Consider the following 19,147-nt stretch of genomic DNA (forward strand, 5'->3'; position numbering starts at 1 on the left):
AGAAACGAATGACAGGAGGAAACAACAATGGGTTCACATCCGATTGAAGGCCTGATGACGGCCGCAATGGAAAATTTAAAAGAAATGATTGACGTAAATACGATTATCGGGGATCCGGTGGAAACGCCGGATGGAAGCGTCATTTTAACCGTATCCAAAGTCGGTTTTGGGTTTGCGGCAGGCGGAAGCCAATTTAACGGGCCATCCGGATCCGGCGGCAGCGGTGAATCCCGTCCGGCAGAGCTGCCTTTCGGGGGCGGCAGCGGCGGCGGTGTCTCGATTATGCCGATTGCCTTTTTGGTTGTTGGCGCACAAGGCGTGAAAATGCTGCACCTGGACCAAAACACACATTTGATTGAAAAAATTATGGATGTCGCGCCGGGCGTTGTCGAAAAAATCCAGGGCATGCTGAAACAAAACGGCCAAAATGCAGGCGGCCAAAATGGCGGGCAACAGCCGGCCAACCAGCAAAAACAGGATCTTGATTTTTAACAACCCGCATGATTCGCGGGTTTTAAATTGGAAATTTTTTTCGTTGTCCATTATGATAGGGTATGAGCACAGTTGAAAAACGGGGGATTGAAAGCCCCGGTAAAAATAAGGAGGGTATCTCATGGCTTCGGTTACATTTAAAGGAAATCCAGTCACATTGGAAGGGACAGAAGTGAAAGTCGGCGATAAGGCACCGGACTTTACGGTTCTGGATAATGATTTGAATGAGGTGACATTTTCGGATACAAAAGGCGGCGTCCGCATCTTCAGCGTTGTTCCGTCGATTGATACCGGTGTTTGTGATGCACAGACGCGCCGTTTTAACGAAGAAGCGGCAAAACTCGGGAAAGAAGTCAACGTTTATACTTTTTCCTGTGACCTGCCTTTTGCGCAAAAAAGATGGTGTGCGGCGTCCGGGCTTGACCATGTAAAAGTGTTGTCCGACCACCGCGACTTGTCTTTCGGCAAAGCTTACGGGGTTGTGATGAAAGAACTTCGCCTGCTTGCCCGTGCCGTATTTGTCGTAGATTCCAATGATACGGTTACATATGTGGAATATGTAAGCGAAGGCACCAACCATCCTGACTACGAAAAAGCATTGCAAGCTGCAAAAGATGCAGAGTAAAACAGGTATTCGCGTCAAGAAAAGCGAAGAGCACTTGCTATACTGCGATAAAATCCCCGATCTCCATCGGGGATTTTATATGGAAGAAGAATACGAAGGAGGAGCATGAATGTCGGACTCTCCTGTTGAAACCCTTTTTAACGTTTTAAACGAATCCGCACACATTTTGGAAAACCGCCTCTCTGTTCCGTACCTGGAAGCTGTGGCGATGACCGGGGAAAACTTATTCAGCGGAAGCATCCGCCAAAATGGGATCGGTGCGCATGATGAAAACCGCCTTGAAAACCTATACGGAACGGTCCGCCTCGAGGATTTTACCCGCGAGCAGATCCGGAAAGCCTACCAGCTCGCCATTCTGAAGGGGATGAAAGCAAACGTCCAGGCAAACCATCAAATGACACCGGATTCGATCGGTCTATTGATGAGCTATTTTATCGGCAAGTTTACAGAAGATACCAGTGCGTTTTCAATTTTGGACCCTGCGGTGGGCACCGGCAATTTGCTTGCGACCATTTTGAACCAGCTCAGTGGGAAAAACATCACCGCTTACGGCGTGGATATCGATGATGTGCTGATCCGGCTCGCATACACGGGGGCAAACCTTCTGCACCATGAAATCGAACTGTTTACGCAGGATGCCCTGTCCCAATTGTTCATTGACCCTGTCGATGTTGTTGTTTGCGATTTGCCAGTCGGGTACTATCCGAATGATGCGGGCGCCGCGGATTACAAGCTGAAGGCAGATGAAGGGCATTCGTACGCCCATCATTTGTTTATCGAGCAAAGCCTGAGAGCGGCGCGCCCGGGCGGATTTTTGTTTTTTCTCATCCCAAACGGATTATTTGAAACAAAAGAAGCTCCGAAACTTCGCCAGTTTTTAAAAGAAGAAGCGGATATCCAGGCGATTTTGCAATTGCCGATGACCATCTTCAAAAACGAACAGGCTGCCAAAAGCATTTTTGTCATCCGCAAGAAAGCGGAAGGCGTAAAAGCACCGGAACAAGTGCTGCTGGCGTCGCTCCCGTCCCTGTCTAACGAGGGGGCGCTAAGGCAGCTGATGGCAAAGATTGACGCCTGGTGCAAAGAAAATATCCAAAGCGGCAAAATTTGACGAATTGGGAAAAATGGGGGCTGGAAAGCAGGAAATTGCGTTCCGGCCCCCATTTGTTTGTTTTTTTATGGTATCATTTTATATGTTCCCGGGAGACGGAACCAAAAACCGGTTGAAAAAAGTCGGATAGAATGGCAAAATGAGAAAATGAGATCACTATTTTAAAAAAATAAAAGGGTTCATTTGATTTTGCGAAGGGAAGACGAGCAATGGCAAAAATTATGGCAATTAATGCGGGGAGCTCCTCCTTAAAATTTCAATTATTTGAGATGCCGAATGAAAGCGTTATAACGAAAGGCCTGATTGAACGGATCGGGTTAAACGATGCCTTGTTTTCCATTACGGTAAACGGGGACAGGGTGAAGGAAATTACCGATATTCCGAACCATGAAATTGCTGTACAGTTTTTATTAAAAAAATTAACGGAAACCGGCATTATCCGGTCTTTGGATGAAATAGAAGGCGTGGGCCACCGGGTTGTGCACGGCGGCGAAATTTTCAATGATTCTGCTGTCGTCAATGACCAGGTGCTCGCGCAAATTGAAGATTTGGCGGAACTCGCGCCGCTTCATAACCGGGCGAACGCAACGGGGATCCGGGCGTTCCGTGCCGTGCTGCCGGATGTGGTTCAAGTGGCCGTGTTTGATACCGCTTTCCACCAAACGATGCCGGAAAGTGCTTTCTTATACAGCCTCCCCTATGCATACTACGAAAAATACCGGATCCGCAAATACGGGTTTCATGGCACTTCCCATAAATATGTGGCGATGCGTGCCGCTGAGCTGCTCGGCAGGCCAATTGAACAGCTGCGCCTGATTTCATGCCATTTGGGCAACGGGGCAAGCATTGCGGCGATCCAGGGCGGCCGGTCAATCGATACGTCCATGGGCTTTACGCCATTGGCCGGCGTGACGATGGGCACGCGCTCCGGCAATATCGACCCCGCACTGATCCCGTTTATTATGGAGAAGACAGGCAAAACGGCAGAAGAAGTGCTCGAAGTGTTAAACAAAGAATCCGGGCTTCTCGGCATTTCGGGCGTTTCCAGCGATTTGCGCGATATCCAGGTAGCGGCGGAACTCGAGCGGAACAAGCGGGCTGAACTGGCGCTTGACATTTTTGCAAGCCGCATCCATAAATACATCGGGTCGTATGCGGCGAAAATGGCCGGCGTCGATGCGATTATTTTCACGGCTGGCATCGGGGAAAACAGCGATGCCATCCGCGCAAGAATTTTAACGGGACTGGAATTTATGGGCATTTACTGGGACCCGACTTTGAACCAGATCCGCGGGACGGAAGCGTTTATCAATTATCCGCATTCCCCTGTAAAAGTACTCGTTATCCCGACAAACGAAGAGCTGATGATCGCACGCGATGTTGTCCGGCTCTCTTCATGACCGCGGAATCTTAACGGCTGGCGCCGACAGTTTGCTTTCCTGCTGCCCGTGTCCGAATAAATTGTTTCAGGGTCACTTTGGCATGGCATAAACGAACAGCCGTCCATGAACTTTATGATATAATGGCTGTAAAACAGCGTTAGGGAGCGGATTGAAAATGGCGGAATGGACAGGCAGGGAAAAAATTGTACTGGATGAAATCAACGACTGGGCGGAGAAGCTAAAAACGGCCGGAAAAGAAGGGGACGGGCGCAAGCAAAAACTGGATGCGCTCTTTGCCCATTTTCCGGATGAGGCGCTCGAAAATATTCATGAAAAAATAGATGCTGTTTTGTTTCAAATCTGTTCATTTGCCGATGAAAATCTGCCTTACGGGCATGAAATCGAAAAAATACTTGCTGCGGGGCGGCTTTTTGACAGTTCTGTTGCAACGATTCCCGATATGAGGAAGCTTACCATCGACCAGGCAGGGTTTATTGCGGCGCGGCAGCAGGCAAAATACCGCCGTTTCTCACTCTTCGAAGGAGCATTGAGCGGGACGGGGAAAGCTGTTTTTGCCGCGGCGGATCCGTTTTTCCTGCTGGCTGTGAATCTCCGGGCGGTCCAGCTCACCGGTGCAGCTTACGGATTTGAAACAAAAACGCCCGGCGAACTCGTGGCGGCGCTGAAAATGGTGCTGATGGCCGCTGCCCCGGACATGGTGAAATATGCGCTCTGGGAAGAATTGATGGATGAACTGGAAGCGCGCGAGACCGGCTTCTATGTGGGAAACGATAAGTTATTCCACCGGTATTTGTGGCCGGGGGCAATCGGGCATGCCGGCAAACTCGCTTTTCTGGCGCTGCTCCGGCCGAAAAAGCGGGGAGAAAACAGCTGGGCCGGGATGGCCATCGGGGCTCTTACAAACTACTATTTTTCTAAAAGGGTTTGTGAAATTGCGGAGAAATATTATCAATACCGGTTTTTAACAGAAAAAAGCGGCCGTTAAAAAACCAGCCCGTAAAAGGCTGGTTTTTGCTTAATTTTCCCCTTTGCCTTCTTCTTCCTTAGGCGTTCTCACGACAAGCACATCGCAGGGGGAAGTGCGGACAATATGTTCGGAAACGCTTCCGATCAGGAGCCTTTCCACCGCGTTTAAACCGGTTGCGCCGCACACAATTAAATCCGCATGCACTTTCGGCGCGACATTTTTTGTGATTTGAAGTTTTGGAGAGCCGAGCTGGATGATCGTCTGGACTTTGATCCCTTTTTCTGCGGCGCGGTCTTTATAATTGCTTAACAGTTCATCCCCAAATTTTTCGTTTTGCTCATAGAGCGTTGAATCAATCGGGGTCAAAGTGGCGAGTGCTCGGTTATCGACCACATGGACAACCGATAATTCGGCCCCATTCCGTTTGGCGATTTCAACCGCTTTCGTAAAAGCCCAGTCGGCTTCTTTGGAGCCATCTACCGCTACTAAAATATTCCGGTATTGTGTGCCCATCTTCTTTCATCTCCTTTATAAACTGCCTGCCTTTCATGTCTATTTTACTAGAATTTTCCGGGTTTGTGTGCGAAAAATGAAAAAACCTGGCGATCTATTTTTTAATCAAAAAGGGCGGAAGCCAGGAAAAATAAAAACGCTATCCCGTTCCCGGGCGCGAATAAGAAATTTGCAAAAAAAGCATAGGAAAAAGAGGGAATTTTTGCTACACTAAAGATGTTTAAGAAAGTTTTCAACCGTTTGATATGTTTTCTTACAATAATAAGAAAACGGATTGCAAAACACGAACAAGAGGAGGAACTTTCTATGCGAATTGGCGTACCAAAAGAAATTAAAAACAATGAAAGCCGTGTGGCCATGACCCCGGCCGGCGTTGTGACCCTGACCAAAGCGGGGCATGAAGTTTTTATTGAAAAGAATGCGGGCCTTGCATCGGGGTTTAGTGATGAAGAATATGTAAAAGCCGGTGCCCGGATCGTTGAGACCGCTCGTGAGGCGTGGTCTTTTGAAATGGTTATGAAAGTGAAGGAGCCGATCGAAAGCGAGTACCGCTATTTCCGTGAAGGCATGATTTTATTTACATATTTGCATCTTGCTGCAGCACCAAAGCTTACGGAAGAACTGCTGAAAAAGAAAGTGACCGGCATTGCTTATGAAACCGTGCAGCTTGCCAACCGTTCGCTGCCGCTTCTGACGCCGATGAGCGAGGTGGCGGGCAGAATGGCGCCGCAGATTGGCGCACAGTTTCTTGAAAAAAATAACGGTGGAAAAGGGATCCTGCTTTCCGGCGTACCGGGCGTCAAAAGAGGCAAGATTACGATTATCGGCGGCGGGGTTGCCGGAACGAATGCGGCAAAAGTCGCGATCGGCCTTGGGGCGGATGTGACCGTTGTCGAATTGAATCCGGATCGCTTGCGCCAGCTTGATGACATTTTCGGCAGCAAAATTACAACCTTGATGTCGAATCCATACAATATTGCGGAAGCAGTGCGTGATGCGGACCTTGTCATCGGATCCGTTCTGATCCCGGGTGCAAAAGCGCCAAAACTGGTAACGGAAGAGATGATCAAAGCGATGCAGCCGGGCTCTGTTGTCGTGGATATTGCGATTGACCAGGGTGGCAGTTTTGAAACGACAGACCGTGCCACGACACATGATGATCCGGTTTATATCAAGCATGATGTCGTCCATTATGCAGTCGCAAATATTCCGGGCGCGGTTGCCCGCACATCGACGATTGCCCTTACCAATGTGACGGTGCCGTACGCGGTGCAAATTGCCAATAAGGGGTATGAGAAAGCGGTTTTGGAAAATGAAGCGCTGTTAAAAGGGGTCAATACGCTGAACGGGCATGTGACGTATAAAGCGGTGGCCGATTCGATCGGGCTCTCCTATACCGATGTGAAAACGCTTTTAAAATAAGCTTTCAAAAGCCGGCTGCAAGAATTGCCGGAACAAAAAAAGAAGCACAAGCAGCATGAAAGCCGCTTGTGCTTCTTTTTTAAACATACTGCAAGGCTTTCGGGTACTTTGTCAGCACTTCGGCACCCGTTTTTGTAATGCAGACGTCATCTTCAATCCGGACGCCGGCAACCCCTGGCACGTATATCCCCGGTTCGATCGTGAAGACCATCCCTTCTTCAAGCACCAGCTCATTCGTATGGGTGACAGAAGGATATTCGTGGATGCTGATCCCGAGGCCGTGGCCGAGCCGGTGTGTAAAATATTCGCCGTATCCCGCGTCTTCAATGATGCGGCGTGCAATCAAGTCGAGCTCTTTTGCCTTTACCCCCGGTTTTGCTGCCGCAACGGCCGCTTCTTCCGCTTTTAATACCGTTTCGTAAATCCGGGTTTGCTCTTCGTTAAGCCCCCCGAATGCGACCGTCCTTGTAATATCGGAACAGTAGCCTTGATGCACAACGCCAAGGTCAAACAGGACAAAATTCCCTTTTTCGATCTTGTCAAGGCCGGGGACGCCGTGCGGGGAAGCCGCCTTCGCACCTGAGAGGACGGTGGTGGCGAAGCTCATTTCTGAAATCCCTTTTTCTTTCATTGCAAATTCAATGGCTGCCACGATTTCAAGTTCGGTTTTCCCTTCCTTAATTTCGCGGATGCCCGTTTCAACGGCCAGGTCGGCAAAAGCAGCCGCTTCCCTTAAAATCTTCCGTTCATGCTCATCTTTAATAAGGCGCATCATGCGCAGTTTTTCTTCAGCAGCGGTAAAGCGGGCGCCGCCAAACCGTTCTTTCAGCGCTTCGAACCGTTCCACGTTCAAATGCTCTTTTTCAATCGCTAACGTATGGACATCCCCGATTCGCCCGCGTATTTCTTCCGCAACCAAATCCCACGGGTTATCCGTATCCTGGACGCCGAGAATGTCATATTCCCAGCCAGCTTTTTTCGCGTCATATGCCTCCATTGCCGGGCAGACGAGAAACGGCTCTTTTTCTTGGAATACACAAATGCCGAGCAGCCTTTCGTGCGGGTCGCTGCGGTAACCGCTCAAATAAAAGACATTGTCGGGCGATGTAATAAAAGCAGCATCGGTCTTTTCCGCTTTCAGCCACGCCGCCACACTTGCTAAACGCTTATTCATTCCATTCATCTCCTTATCAGACGTTACTAGCATAGCAAAAAACAAGTTAAGATGCTACAGGTGAAGCGCGAGGCAGGATTACGGGGCAAAGAAATAATATAATGAAAGTGGCCCCTAAAAGCCGTACAAATTTTTAAAAGGAGTGATATGTTGATGAAAGTTTCTTTTCACGGCCATTCGATTGTAAAAGTGGAAACGGAGGGCAAAACGATACTCTTTGATCCATTTATTACCGGCAACAGCCAGACAGACCTGAAAGTGGAGGAAGAAAGCCCGGATGTGATTATTCTCACACATGGGCACGGCGATCATATCGGGGATACAGAAACGCTTGCCCGCAAAAAGAATGCGCTTATTATTGCCAATAATGAAATCGCAAATTACTTTGCCTGGAAAGGGTTGAATACGCATCCGCTCCATATCGGTGGCTCGTACCAGTTTGATTTCGGGAAAGTGAAGCTTACCCAGGCGTTCCACGGCTCGGCGGTTGTGGATGACGAAAAGAAAGAAATCGTTTATCTCGGGATGCCGACGGGCGTTTTGCTGATGGCGGAAGGGAAAACGATCTACCACGCCGGTGATACCGGGCTGTTCTCGGATATGAAATTAATCGGCGAACGCCATCCGATTGATCTTGCATTTCTTCCGATCGGCGACAACTTCACGATGGGACCGGAAGACGCAGCAGTGGCGGCAACATTTTTGCAGGCGAAAACGGTCGTGCCGATCCATTACAATACGTTCCCGCTCATTCAGCAGGATCCGCAGAAATTTATCGATTTGCTCGACGGCGTAAACGGTAAAATTATGAAAGCCGGAGATGCGATCGAATTGTAATAGACGCGCAAGATTGGCAAATACAGGGGTTCGCTTGCAGCCGGCATGTGCTGAAAAAGTGCCGGCCGCACTTCCCCTTTTCCATGATGGAAAGATAAAGGTGCCTGATTGCCCTTTCCCCCTTTTTCCATCTATAATAGAATTATACAGATGACTCCATACATATTCCTTGAAAGCGGATAAAAACGGAAAGAAGGTGAAAAAATGGCGACAAAGCACGAACAGATTTTACAATATATCAATGAGCTGCCGGTCGGGGAAAAAATATCCGTCCGCCAGATTGCAAAAGCGCTGAATGTCAGTGAAGGGACCGCCTACCGCGCCATTAAAGATGCTGAAATAAAAGGGTATGTCAGCACGATTGAACGGGTCGGCACTATCCGGATTGAGCAGAAGAAAAAAGAGAACATTGAAAAGCTGACCTTTTCGGAAGTCGTCAATATTATCGACGGCCAGGTGCTGGGCGGAAAATCCGGCTTGCATAAAACGCTTACAAAATTCGTAATCGGCGCCATGGAGCTTGAGGCGATGTCGAAGTATACGGATCCGGGGAGCCTGCTCATTGTCGGAAACCGCACGGACGCGCATGAACTGGCGTTAAGGTCAGGAGCTGCCGTTTTGATCACCGGCGGATTTGATACGAAAGATTATGTAAAAAAAATTGCGGATGAAAAATCGCTGCCGATCATCTCGACGAGCTACGACACGTTTACCGTTGCGACGATGATTAATCGTGCTGTCTATGACCAGCTGATCAAAAAAGAAATTATTCTCGTTGAAGATATTTTAACACCGATTGAAAAAACGGCTTATTTGAATACAACGGACACGGTTCAGGACTGGTACCGCAAAAAACGGGAAACAGGCCACTCGCGCTTTCCTGTTGTCGACCGCAATTTAAAGGTGGCGGGTATTATTACCTCAAAAGACGTGATGGAAACCGACACGCACTTAAGCATCGAGAAAGTGATGACGAAAAATCCGATTACGGTCAGCGAAAAAACAAGCGTTACATCTGTTGCCCATATGATGGTCTGGGAAGGGATCGAAATCTTGCCGGTGACCGACGATTTTAACCGGCTGAGGGGGATTGTCAGCCGCCAGGACGTCTTAAAGGAGCTGCAAATGACACAGCGCCAGCCGCAAGTCGGGGAAACGATCGACAATATCGTCACGACCCAGCTTGATGCATCATCGGCCAAAACGGAAGACCCGGATGATTACCAGTTTGAAGTGACGCCGCAAATGACCAACCCTTTAGGGACGATTTCATATGGTGTATTCACGACACTCGTACACGAAACGACCAACCGCTTTTTGCGCTCCAGAAAAAAAGGCGAAATGATCATCGAAAGCTTAACGGTCTATTTTATCAAACCGGTCCAGCTCGAAAGCATGATCCGGATTGTACCGAAAATTCTCGATTCCGGCCGGAAATTTGCCAAAATTGATGTCGAAGTCTTCAACCAAGGCAGCCTTGTCGGTAAAGCCCTGCTGATGTGCCAACTGATTGAAAGATAACGGTACGTGCCCACTCCTTTTTACAGTGTGCGCCGCGATTCGTTTCTTTCTTTCTGCATTTCGGGCCGGTAAAACTGCAGTCTTTTGAAACCACCTGCGATATTGAACAGCCCGAGCGCGATAAAAATGGCTGCGATGGCATAGGTGACGGCAGTGTGAAACAGAAACAATTCATTCACGCCGAACAAAAAAATAAACGAACCGAGTGCCATATTGGCTTTGGCGGAAAACACCTTTTTTTCCATCTCCAACAGGCTGCGGATGTATTTTAGTTTAAAATATACATACGCGCAAAGGGATGCGAGAATCAAAACGGCAAGGATCGGCATCGTGCACCTCCAAATCGGGTTGTCCGTATTTTCTTCTATTTTACAAAATGAAAAAAGAACTTGCCAGAGAAACGGGGAGTAAGATGAAAACAAAAATTTTACAGACGATCAAGCTTTTTGACACGATCATCATCCACCGCCATGTCCGGCCTGATCCGGATGCATATGGATCGCAGGGGGGACTTGCGGAAATATTGAAGGCGTCTTTTCCGGGTAAAAACATTTATATCGTGGGCGATGATGAACCGGACCTCGCCTACTTGAATAGGATGGACAGGATTTCCGATGAAACGTATCGCGGGGCGCTTGTCATTGTTTGTGATACCGCGAACCGCGAGCGGATCAGCGACCAGCGTTTCCATCTGGGGGAAAGGCTGATCAAAATCGACCATCACCCGAATCATGATGCTTACGGGGATTTGCAGTGGGTCGATGAAGATGCGTCCTCTGTCAGCGAAATGATTTATGAGTTTTACTTATCGGGGAAAGAAGAAGGGCTCAGGATGACAGATGTTGCGGCAAGGCTGCTGTTTGCCGGCATTGTCGGGGATACGGGCCGGTTTTTGTATCCGAGTGCGACGGAAAAAACATTTGACTATGCCGGAGAACTGATCCATTACCATTTTGACCGGACAGCGCTCTTTAACAAGATGTACGAGATTGAACCAAGTGTGGCCAGGCTGCAAGGGTATATCTACCAGAACCTGGACATTCTTGAGCACGGGGCGGCCATCGTCGTGCTGAAAAAAGAACTGATTGAAAAATTCGGCGTAACGGTGCGCGAAGCCTCCCAGCTTGTCACCACGCTCGGCGATATTAAAGGGCTTAAAGCCTGGTGCTTCTTTATCGAAGAAGAAGGCCAAATCCGCCTCCGTTTCCGCTCCAAAGGCCCTGCCATCAATGAGCTGGCCCGCAAATACGGCGGCGGCGGGCATCCGCTTGCGGCCGGGGCCACCGCGTATTCGTGGGAAACGGCAGAGGCGGTAAAAAAGGAATTAATCGCGCTCTGCAAGGAAGGGTAAAAAAAGAAGGCAGAACCGCCGGAAAAGCGGATTTGCCTTCTTTTAGTCTGCCAGCTTTAAATTCAGGTGGACGCGGACAACGGAGTAAAACAAAATGTCCCGCACTTCGAAAGTATAGCGGCGGTGGTTGATTTTAATGACTTTGTTTTCAAGCATGCGGGTGATCAAGTCTTTGTTCAAATAAGCGGTTTTTAAATTTTTTGCAATCAGCGGGCTTAAGTCATGTTTAATATCCTCTTCTGCTTCAAAAATGCTTTGTGAATCGTGAATGTCATATTTTTCGTAGTTGCTGATTTTCACGTCAATACGCTGGATGGTCAGGAGCTTTTCATTTTTTTGATTGAGCTTTTTATAGTCTTCCTGCCAGATCGCCTTTTCCTGTTGCAAATCCTGGATCGTTTTTTCCTGTCGTTCAATCATTTGCGCCTGCCTTTCCTGCATGACACCGAACATGTACAGAAAAATCAGCCAGCAGATGCACCCGCCCACGATAAATCCGGCCATGAACCGCTGCCAGCCCGGTTTCCGGTAAAGCGGCGGGATTCTCATAGCACATTCTCCTGGGTTATCCATGAAATAATGAGCGCGGCCGTTTTGGCACCGCCCATGGCCGACAGAATTAAAAGCAGCTGCTTGAACAATACCATCGTCTCGCTTTCCAAAAATCCTTTTTCAAAGCTGTAAACGGTATCGAACGTCCCCCCGATGGCGGCAATGATCGCCCAGATGCGGAGGTCACGCGCAATCTTCGAAATTTCCGTCAAAAGCGGCTCGCCGGTAATGAACGAAGCGAGTCCCCCGATCAAGGCGCCGCCGAACATTACGCCGAATGCGATAAAATAGCTGTTGAAAAATGCGGGAAAAAATCCTTCGCTCAACCGAACCATCCCCATCTTTTCTTCATTACTAACAATATATGGGACAATGCATGCCTGTATGAAATCGAACGTATCTTCTTTTTTGCTCGCGTGAAAACATGTATAATAAGAATCATGTACAGGTACGAATAGGAGGCAGTTTACCATGCGTTTTGTCCATTTACAGGTCCAAACGGCCTACAGCCTGTTGGAAAGTACGATCTCCATCCCTGAATGGGCGGCGTACGCAAAAGCGCTTCATTACGACACCCTTGCGATCACGGACCGCAATGTGATGTACGGGGCCTTTCCTTTTTACAAGGCTTGCCGCGAAAATGGCATTAAACCCATTATCGGCATGACAGCGGATATCATGAGTTCGTTTGAACCTGACACAGCCTATCCGGTTGTGTTGCTTGCCAAAAACGAAACCGGCTACCGGCATTTGATGAAAATCTCAAGTGCCATCCAGACGAGACCCGAACCCGGCATTTTTATCAAATGGCTGCGCGCCTACAGCGACGGCCTGATCGCCTTTACGCCGGGGCTTGAAGGGGAAATCGAACAGGCGCTACTTAGGGGAGATGAAGCGCGCGCAGAAGAGGTTGCAGTTTTATACCGGGACATTTTCGGGCCGAGCTTTTATCTTGCACTTGAAAACAACGGGACAGTGCAAGCTAAGAAAGTGCTTCCCGATATGCACGCGCTCTCGGAAAAACTGGGTATCCCAGAAGTGGCGGCCGCAAATGTGAAATACTTAAAAAAGGAAGATGCTTTTGCTCATGAAGTGTTGCGCGCGATCAAAGCCGGGGTGAAACTGACGGATGAAAACCGGCCGCGCCCGGAAAGCGGCACGCACGACTTTAAGCCGCAAGAGGAAATGGAACAGCTTTTTGCCGATTTCCCGGAAGCTTTGGCCAATACGGAAAAAATTGCAGATGCCTGCTCTGTGGAAATCAAAACGGGACAGCGGCTGCTGCCGGCATTTCCGGTTCCGGGCGGGCAGACGGCGGATGCCTTCTTAGAAGAAGTATGCCGAAAAGGCCTTGCAGCACGCGTTCCGAATCTGGAAGAACGGTATACAGACCGGCTGGAGTATGAATTAAAAATCATTCAGGAAATGCAGTTCAGCGACTATTTCCTTATTGTCTGGGATTTTATGAAATATGCGAGGGAGCACGGGATTCTTACCGGGCCGGGGCGCGGTTCCGCTGCCGGCTCCCTTGTCGCATACGCGCTTTATATTACCGACGTCGATCCGGTGCAATACGGGCTTTTGTTTGAACGGTTTTTAAATCCGGAGCGCATTTCCATGCCGGATATTGACAGCGATTTTCCGGATCACAAGCGGGACGAGATGATTCGCTACGTTGCGGAAAAATACGGCAGACAGCATGTCGCGCAGATCATCACATTCGGCACATTTGCTGCGAAAGCCGCAGCCCGGGATGTAGCCCGGATATTCGGTCTCAGCGCAAAAGAACTTGAACAGTTGTCGCGCTTCATCCCGTCACAGCCTGGCATGACGCTTAAAAAAGCGTATGAAGCATCAAGCGCCTTTCGGGAATGGATCGGCCAATCGGATCAGCACCGCAAGCTTTTTGAAACGGCCCTGCTTTTGGAAGGATTGCCGCGCCATGTTTCGACCCATGCAGCCGGCGTCATTATCAGTGGGGAACCGCTTACGGGAATCATCCCGGTGCAGGAAGGGCATGACGGCATCTTTTTAACCCAGTATCCGATGAACCATCTCGAAGAAATCGGGCTTTTGAAAATGGATTTTCTCGGCTTGCGGAATTTAACCATCCTTGAGCATATCCTCACGGGGATTGAAAAGGGGACGGGGAGAAAAATCCGCCTCCAGGATGTACCGCTCGATGATCCACAGACATTCCGCCTTTTTAGTTCGGGCAATACGACCGGGATCTTCCAGTTCGAGTCGGACGGCATGCGGAAAGTGCTCGAGCGGCTTAAACCGACTGAATTTGAAGACATTGTCGCGGTCAATGCGCTGTACCGGCCCGGGCCGATGGAAAACATCCCGGCCTATATTGAGCGGAAACACGGGTTGAAACCGGTCGAATATCCGCATCCCGACCTCCAGCCGATTTTGGAAAAAACATACGGTGTGATTGTCTACCAGGAACAAATTATGCAGATCGCTTCAAAGATGGCGGGCTTTTCACTCGGGGAGGCGGATTTGCTCCGCCGTGCCGTCAGCAAAAAGAAAAGGGAAATCCTGGACGAACAGCGGCTGCATTTTATAAATGGCGCGCAAAAAAAAGGATATGAGAGAAAAACGGCGAATACTATTTATGATTTTATCGTCCGCTTCGCCAATTATGGTTTTAACCGCAGCCATGCCGTCGCTTACAGCATGCTCGCTTGCCGGCTCGCCTATTTAAAAGCCCATTACCCGCTCTATTTTATGGCAAGCCTTTTGACGAGCGTGATCGGCAACGAGGATAAAATTGCCCAGTATATTCGCGAAGCGCAGCAGATGGGGATCCGGGTTTTGCCGCCTTCCGTGCAGCACAGCCATTATCCGTTTACCGTGGAAAACGGCGCCATCCGTTATAGCCTTGCCGCGATAAAAGGGATCGGATACGCCTCCATCAAAGAGCTGCTTAAAGAAAGAAAACGGCGCCCGTTTAAAAGCCTGTTTGATCTTGTCCTGCGGGTGAAAGGGCTGAACCGGAAAATTTTAGAGGCGTTTGCATTCTCAGGCGCGATGGATGAGTTTGGAAAAGACAGGGCAGTTTTGCTTGCCAGCATTGATGTCGCCCTTGAGCACGCGGAGATTATGAAGCCGGATGACGGGCAGGCGGATCTGTTCTTTGAGGATGAAGCGTTCAGCATTGAACCAAATTATGTGGAAACCGAGCCGATTTCACTGATGGATAAGCTTGCCTTTGAAAAGCAATATTTGGGGCTCTATCTATCCGGGCATCCGGCCGGGCAGTACCGCCCGGGTTGGGACGAAGCCGGCGTGCTTGCAGTAAGCAAGCTTCAACCCGGCATGAGAAAAATCCGGTTTGGCGCCTGCATTACGGACACAAGAACGATCCGCACAAAACAAGGCAGCCTGATGGCATTTTTGCGCATGAGTGACGAAACGGATGAGATAGAATGTGTTGTTTTTCCGGATGTCTTTAAAAAATACAGCCCGTTATGCCAAAAAGGGTTGATTGTGGTCGTGGAAGGAAATGTTGAAAACAGGAACGGCAAAAAGCAGGTGATTGCCCGGGCGCTCGAAGATGCCAGCCCGTTCCGCAGCATGCCGACCGGTGCCACGTTATATTTAAAGATTCCGGCTGGAAAGGACCGCATGCTGCTTGTTCAAGTGAAGCAGGTGCTTGACGCTTTTCCGGGGGACTCGCCGGTCATTCTTCATTATGAAGCGGAACGGAAAACGATCCGGCTTCCGGAAAAAAACCGGGTCCGGGCGGAGGAAGCATGCCTCGGAAAGCTTACGGAACTGCTTGGTGAAGGAAATGTCATATTGAAATAAGTTTTTCTCTCTAGATTAAATATGTTATATTGTTTAATAGGCTTGTGAGTAAGAAACCGCATATCGTGCAGTGAAAACGGGGGAGTGAGGTTCATGTCATTGCGGGAAGAAGCGTTACATATGCACCGCGAACACAAAGGGAAATTGGAATCCAAGTCAAAAGTCACCGTCAAAAATGCAAAGGATCTGAGCCTGGCCTATTCGCCCGGTGTGGCTGAGCCTTGCAAAATGATCTACGACAAACCGGAAACGGTCTATGAATATACGATGAAAGGCAATATGGTCGCGGTTGTAACGGACGGCACCGCCGTTCTCGGGCTTGGAAATATCGGCCCTGAAGCCGCACTCCCGGTCATGGAAGGCAAGGCGATTTTGTTCAAAAGCTTTGCCGGCGTCGATGCCTTTCCCATTTGCCTCGATACGACAGATATTGATGAAATCGTGGAGACAGTGAAACGGCTGGAACCGGTTTTTGGCGGCGTGAATCTGGAGGATATCGCCGCGCCGAACTGCTTTGTCATTGAAGAAAAATTGAAGAAGGAAATGAATATTCCTGTTTTTCACGATGACCAGCACGGGACGGCGATTGTAACGGCTGCCGGGCTCGTGAACGCTTTAAAACTCGTTGGCAAAGAAATGTCTGAAATTAAAGTGGTGGCAAGCGGCGCGGGCGCTGCCGGCATCGCGATTATCAAACTGCTTTACAACTTTGGCGTCCGCGATATTATTATGTGCGACTCTAAAGGGGCGATCTATGAAGGGCGCCCGTTTGGAATGAACAAGGTGAAATTCGAAGTGGCCAAATATACAAACCGTGATAAAGCAGCAGGTAGCCTGGCGGATGTGATCAAAGATGCGGATGTTTTTATCGGCGTTTCTGTAGAGGGGGCACTGACGAAAGAAATGGTGCAGTCGATGAAAAAAGACCCGATTATTTTTGCGATGGCCAATCCGAATCCGGAAATCATGCCGCAAGATGCCAAAGCGGCCGGCGCGAAAGTCATCGGCACAGGCCGCTCTGATTTTCCAAACCAGGTCAACAATGTCCTCGCCTTCCCGGGTATTTTCAGGGGGGCATTGGATGTGCGCGCCACGCATATTAATGAAAAGATGAAACAAGCCGCTGTCCACGCGATCGCCGGTTTAATTGATGAACATGAACTGAATGCGGATTATGTCATTCCGCGCCCGTTTGATCCGCGTGTTGCGCCGGCGGTTGCGGCAGCTGTTGCAAAAGCGGCGATGGAAACCGGTGTCGCCCGCATCCAGGTGAGCCCGGAAGAAATCCGCGAAAAAACGAAACAGCTTTCCGAAATTGGCAAATAAGCATCAGATGCCGGAAAAAAAGCCGCCTTTTTGCCGGTACGGGAAAACGCCATTTGCCGGTACTTCGGCAGAAAAACCGCCGGCTTGCCCGGTGGTTCCGGTGCCAGATACAGGAGGGGTAAGATTTGCTGAAAGATTTTTTTTCTAAACCGAAAAAGCGAAAATATGCGACTATCCCTTCAGACCATACAAAGCAGGAAGTTCCTGAAGGGATCATGTCAAAATGCCCGAAGTGCGGCAAAATTATGTATACAAAAGAACTGCAGAAGAATTTAAAAGTCTGCCTCCATTGCGGCTACCATTATCAAATGACCGCTTATGAAAGGGTGGAAAGCCTGCTGGATGAAGGAACGTTTGAAGAGTTCGACCGCGGGCTTGTTTCCAAAAACCCGCTTGCGTTTCCGGGTTACCTTGAAAAACTGGAAAAAGACCGCAAAAAAACAAACTTGAATGAAGCGGTACTGACAGGTAAGGGCAACATTCAGGAAAGGCCGGTCGTGCTTAGTGTCATGGATGCACAATTCCGGATGGGCAGCATGGGCTCGGTTGTCGGCGAAAAAATTACGCGCGCCATCGAAGAAGCAGACAGGCTCCATGTGCCGTTTATCATTTTCACGGCCTCAGGGGGCGCCCGCATGCAGGAAGGGATCTATTCTTTAATGCAGATGGCGAAAACGAGCGCGGCGCTCGAAAGGTTCAGCCGCCACGGCGGGTTAACGGTAACCGTGATGACTCATCCGACAACAGGCGGCGTGACCGCAAGCTTTGCATCGCTCGGGGATATCAATCTTGCGGAGCCCGGCGCGTTGATCGGTTTTGCCGGCCGCCGCATCATTGAACAGACGATCCGCGAAGAACTTCCTGAAGTTTTCCAGACTGCAGAATTTCTTCTTGAACACGGCCAGCTCGATGCGGTTGTGAAACGCCATGACCTGAAAAAAACATTGGCAGGCATTCTGGACATCCATCAACCAACAAACGCAGGTGAACTACAATGGTGAATGAACTTGAATTTGAAAAACCGGTCATTGAGCTGAAACGCAAAATTGCCGAGCTAAAGGAATTTACAAAACAGTCGGATGTCGATTTGTCAAGCGAGATTGAAAAACTGGAAGCAAGGCTTTCCCGGCTGGAAGAGGAAATTTACGAAAATATGGATCCGTGGGACAGAATCCAGATTGCGCGTTTTCCCGAACGGCCGACATCATTGGACTATATTCAATATCTTTTTACCGATTTTCTTGAGCTCCACGGCGACCGTGTATACGGCGACGACGGGGCGGTTGTCGGCGGGATCGCAAAATTTGAGGGCCTTCCTGTCACCGTGATCGGCCAGCAGCGGGGGAAAGACACAAAAGAAAACATCCGCCGCAATTTCGGCATGCCACACCCGGAAGGCTACCGGAAAGCAATGCGGCTAATGAAGCAGGCGGAAAAATTTAAACGCCCGATTATCAGCTTCATCGACACAAAAGGTGCGTATCCGGGAAAAGCAGCGGAAGAAAGGGGCATCGCTGAATCGATCGCGCGCAATTTGTTTGAAATGTCCGGGCTGTCCGTTCCGATCATCTGCCTGATTATCGGCGAAGGGGCCAGCGGCGGTGCGCTCGGCATTGGCGTCGGCGACCATATCCATGTCCTCGAAAATTCATGGTTCTCGGTCATTTCACCGGAATCCGCCGCGGCGCTTTTATGGAAAGATGCGTCGCAGGCAAAACGGGCCGTCGCCACCATGAAGATGACCGCGCCCGAGCTGAAAGAACTGGGTATTATCGATGAACTGATTCCGGAAGTAAAAGGCGGCGCACATAAAGATCCGAGAGCGCAGGCAGAGCTGATGCGCCCTGTGCTTGCCGCATCATTAAAGGAGCTGCGGGCATATGCCCCTGAAGAACTGGTGGAAAAAAGGTACGAAAAATACCGTAAAATTGGCGTATTTTCAACGCTCGAACAGTTTGCCCGCCAATAGCCGAAAAAAGCACCCAGGCAACCGGCATCCATCACCGGTTGCCTCGCTTTTTACATGGTGTAACGGAT

General features: G+C 49.5%; 18 protein-coding genes. 13 read left to right on the forward strand and 5 right to left on the reverse strand.

Annotated features, from left to right (window positions below; translation table 11 throughout):
* Positions 1-27: 27 nt before the first annotated feature.
* The 5 genes from ytfJ (at position 28) to BCOA_RS30165 (ending at position 4,616) form a co-directional block, all read left to right on the forward strand.
* On the forward strand, positions 28-492 hold the full coding sequence (gene ytfJ, locus BCOA_RS30145; protein ID WP_014097731.1) for a GerW family sporulation protein: 465 nt from the start codon (positions 28-30) through the stop codon (positions 490-492).
* 121 nt (positions 493-613) lie between these two features.
* Positions 614-1,117, forward strand: a complete 504-nt coding sequence (gene tpx, locus BCOA_RS30150; RefSeq protein ID WP_014097732.1) for a thiol peroxidase — start codon at positions 614-616, stop codon at positions 1,115-1,117.
* 109 nt (positions 1,118-1,226) lie between these two features.
* Positions 1,227-2,228, forward strand: coding sequence for a class I SAM-dependent methyltransferase (locus BCOA_RS30155; protein WP_014097733.1), 1,002 nt, complete (start codon positions 1,227-1,229; stop codon positions 2,226-2,228).
* A 209-nt stretch (positions 2,229-2,437) separates the two neighbouring features.
* On the forward strand, positions 2,438-3,628 hold the full coding sequence (locus BCOA_RS30160) for an acetate kinase (RefSeq protein WP_014097734.1): 1,191 nt from the start codon (positions 2,438-2,440) through the stop codon (positions 3,626-3,628).
* Positions 3,629-3,785: 157 nt separating this feature from the next.
* A complete protein-coding gene (locus BCOA_RS30165) occupies positions 3,786-4,616 on the forward strand; it encodes an EcsC family protein (protein WP_014097735.1) in 831 nt (276 codons plus the stop codon).
* A 30-nt stretch (positions 4,617-4,646) separates the two neighbouring features.
* Here the strand turns inward: BCOA_RS30165 and BCOA_RS30170 are convergent, their stop codons facing one another.
* Positions 4,647-5,111, reverse strand: a complete 465-nt coding sequence (locus tag BCOA_RS30170) for a universal stress protein (RefSeq protein WP_013859933.1) — start codon at positions 5,109-5,111, stop codon at positions 4,647-4,649.
* A 306-nt stretch (positions 5,112-5,417) separates the two neighbouring features.
* Here BCOA_RS30170 and ald point away from each other — a divergent pair, with 306 nt between their 5' ends.
* Complete coding sequence (ald, locus tag BCOA_RS30175) at positions 5,418-6,533, forward strand: alanine dehydrogenase (protein ID WP_014097736.1); 1,116 nt, start codon at positions 5,418-5,420, stop codon at positions 6,531-6,533.
* Between the two features lie 79 nt (positions 6,534-6,612).
* Here the strand turns inward: ald and BCOA_RS30180 are convergent, their stop codons facing one another.
* Positions 6,613-7,707, reverse strand: a complete 1,095-nt coding sequence (locus BCOA_RS30180; RefSeq protein ID WP_014097737.1) for a M24 family metallopeptidase — start codon at positions 7,705-7,707, stop codon at positions 6,613-6,615.
* Between the two features lie 153 nt (positions 7,708-7,860).
* Between BCOA_RS30180 and BCOA_RS30185 the strand changes: the two genes are divergently transcribed.
* Complete coding sequence (locus BCOA_RS30185; RefSeq protein ID WP_014097738.1) at positions 7,861-8,544, forward strand: metal-dependent hydrolase; 684 nt, start codon at positions 7,861-7,863, stop codon at positions 8,542-8,544.
* A 204-nt stretch (positions 8,545-8,748) separates the two neighbouring features.
* Positions 8,749-10,065, forward strand: a complete 1,317-nt coding sequence (locus tag BCOA_RS30190) for a CBS domain-containing protein (protein ID WP_014097739.1) — start codon at positions 8,749-8,751, stop codon at positions 10,063-10,065.
* 20 nt (positions 10,066-10,085) lie between these two features.
* Here BCOA_RS30190 and BCOA_RS30195 read toward each other — a convergent pair whose 3' ends face one another.
* Positions 10,086-10,394, reverse strand: coding sequence for a YtpI family protein (locus tag BCOA_RS30195; RefSeq protein WP_014097740.1), 309 nt, complete (start codon positions 10,392-10,394; stop codon positions 10,086-10,088).
* A gap of 83 nt (positions 10,395-10,477) precedes the next feature.
* Between BCOA_RS30195 and BCOA_RS30200 the strand changes: the two genes are divergently transcribed.
* Positions 10,478-11,416 carry a DHH family phosphoesterase gene (locus tag BCOA_RS30200; protein WP_014097741.1) on the forward strand — a complete coding sequence of 313 codons (939 nt, stop codon included), beginning with the start codon at positions 10,478-10,480 and terminating at the stop codon, positions 11,414-11,416.
* 42 nt (positions 11,417-11,458) lie between these two features.
* Here BCOA_RS30200 and ytrI read toward each other — a convergent pair whose 3' ends face one another.
* Both ytrI and BCOA_RS30210 read right to left on the reverse strand, forming a co-directional pair.
* Positions 11,459-11,965 (reverse strand): sporulation membrane protein YtrI, encoded by a 507-nt coding sequence (gene ytrI / locus BCOA_RS30205; protein ID WP_014097742.1) that lies wholly within the window; start codon positions 11,963-11,965, stop codon positions 11,459-11,461.
* Positions 11,962-12,294: a YtrH family sporulation protein gene (locus BCOA_RS30210; protein ID WP_013859924.1), complete on the reverse strand. Its 333-nt coding sequence runs from the start codon at positions 12,292-12,294 to the stop codon at positions 11,962-11,964. Before BCOA_RS30210 ends, ytrI begins: the two co-directional genes overlap by 4 nt.
* A gap of 145 nt (positions 12,295-12,439) precedes the next feature.
* Here BCOA_RS30210 and dnaE point away from each other — a divergent pair, with 145 nt between their 5' ends.
* The 4 genes from dnaE (at position 12,440) to accA (ending at position 19,079) form a co-directional block, all read left to right on the forward strand.
* Complete coding sequence (gene dnaE / locus BCOA_RS30215) at positions 12,440-15,784, forward strand: DNA polymerase III subunit alpha (RefSeq protein ID WP_014097743.1); 3,345 nt, start codon at positions 12,440-12,442, stop codon at positions 15,782-15,784.
* A 93-nt stretch (positions 15,785-15,877) separates the two neighbouring features.
* Positions 15,878-17,110, forward strand: coding sequence for an NAD(P)-dependent malic enzyme (locus tag BCOA_RS30220; protein WP_014097744.1), 1,233 nt, complete (start codon positions 15,878-15,880; stop codon positions 17,108-17,110).
* Between the two features lie 125 nt (positions 17,111-17,235).
* Complete coding sequence (accD, locus tag BCOA_RS30225; RefSeq protein ID WP_014097745.1) at positions 17,236-18,111, forward strand: acetyl-CoA carboxylase, carboxyltransferase subunit beta; 876 nt, start codon at positions 17,236-17,238, stop codon at positions 18,109-18,111.
* Entirely contained in the window at positions 18,105-19,079 is a 975-nt protein-coding gene (gene accA, locus BCOA_RS30230; protein WP_014097746.1) for an acetyl-CoA carboxylase carboxyl transferase subunit alpha, read from the forward strand. The genes accD and accA overlap by 7 nt, the downstream gene beginning before the upstream one ends.
* The last annotated feature ends 68 nt before the right edge of the window (positions 19,080-19,147 follow it).

The sequence above is a fragment of the Heyndrickxia coagulans 36D1 genome, assembly GCF_000169195.2.
GTDB lineage: Bacteria > Bacillota > Bacilli > Bacillales > Bacillaceae_C > Weizmannia > Weizmannia faecalis.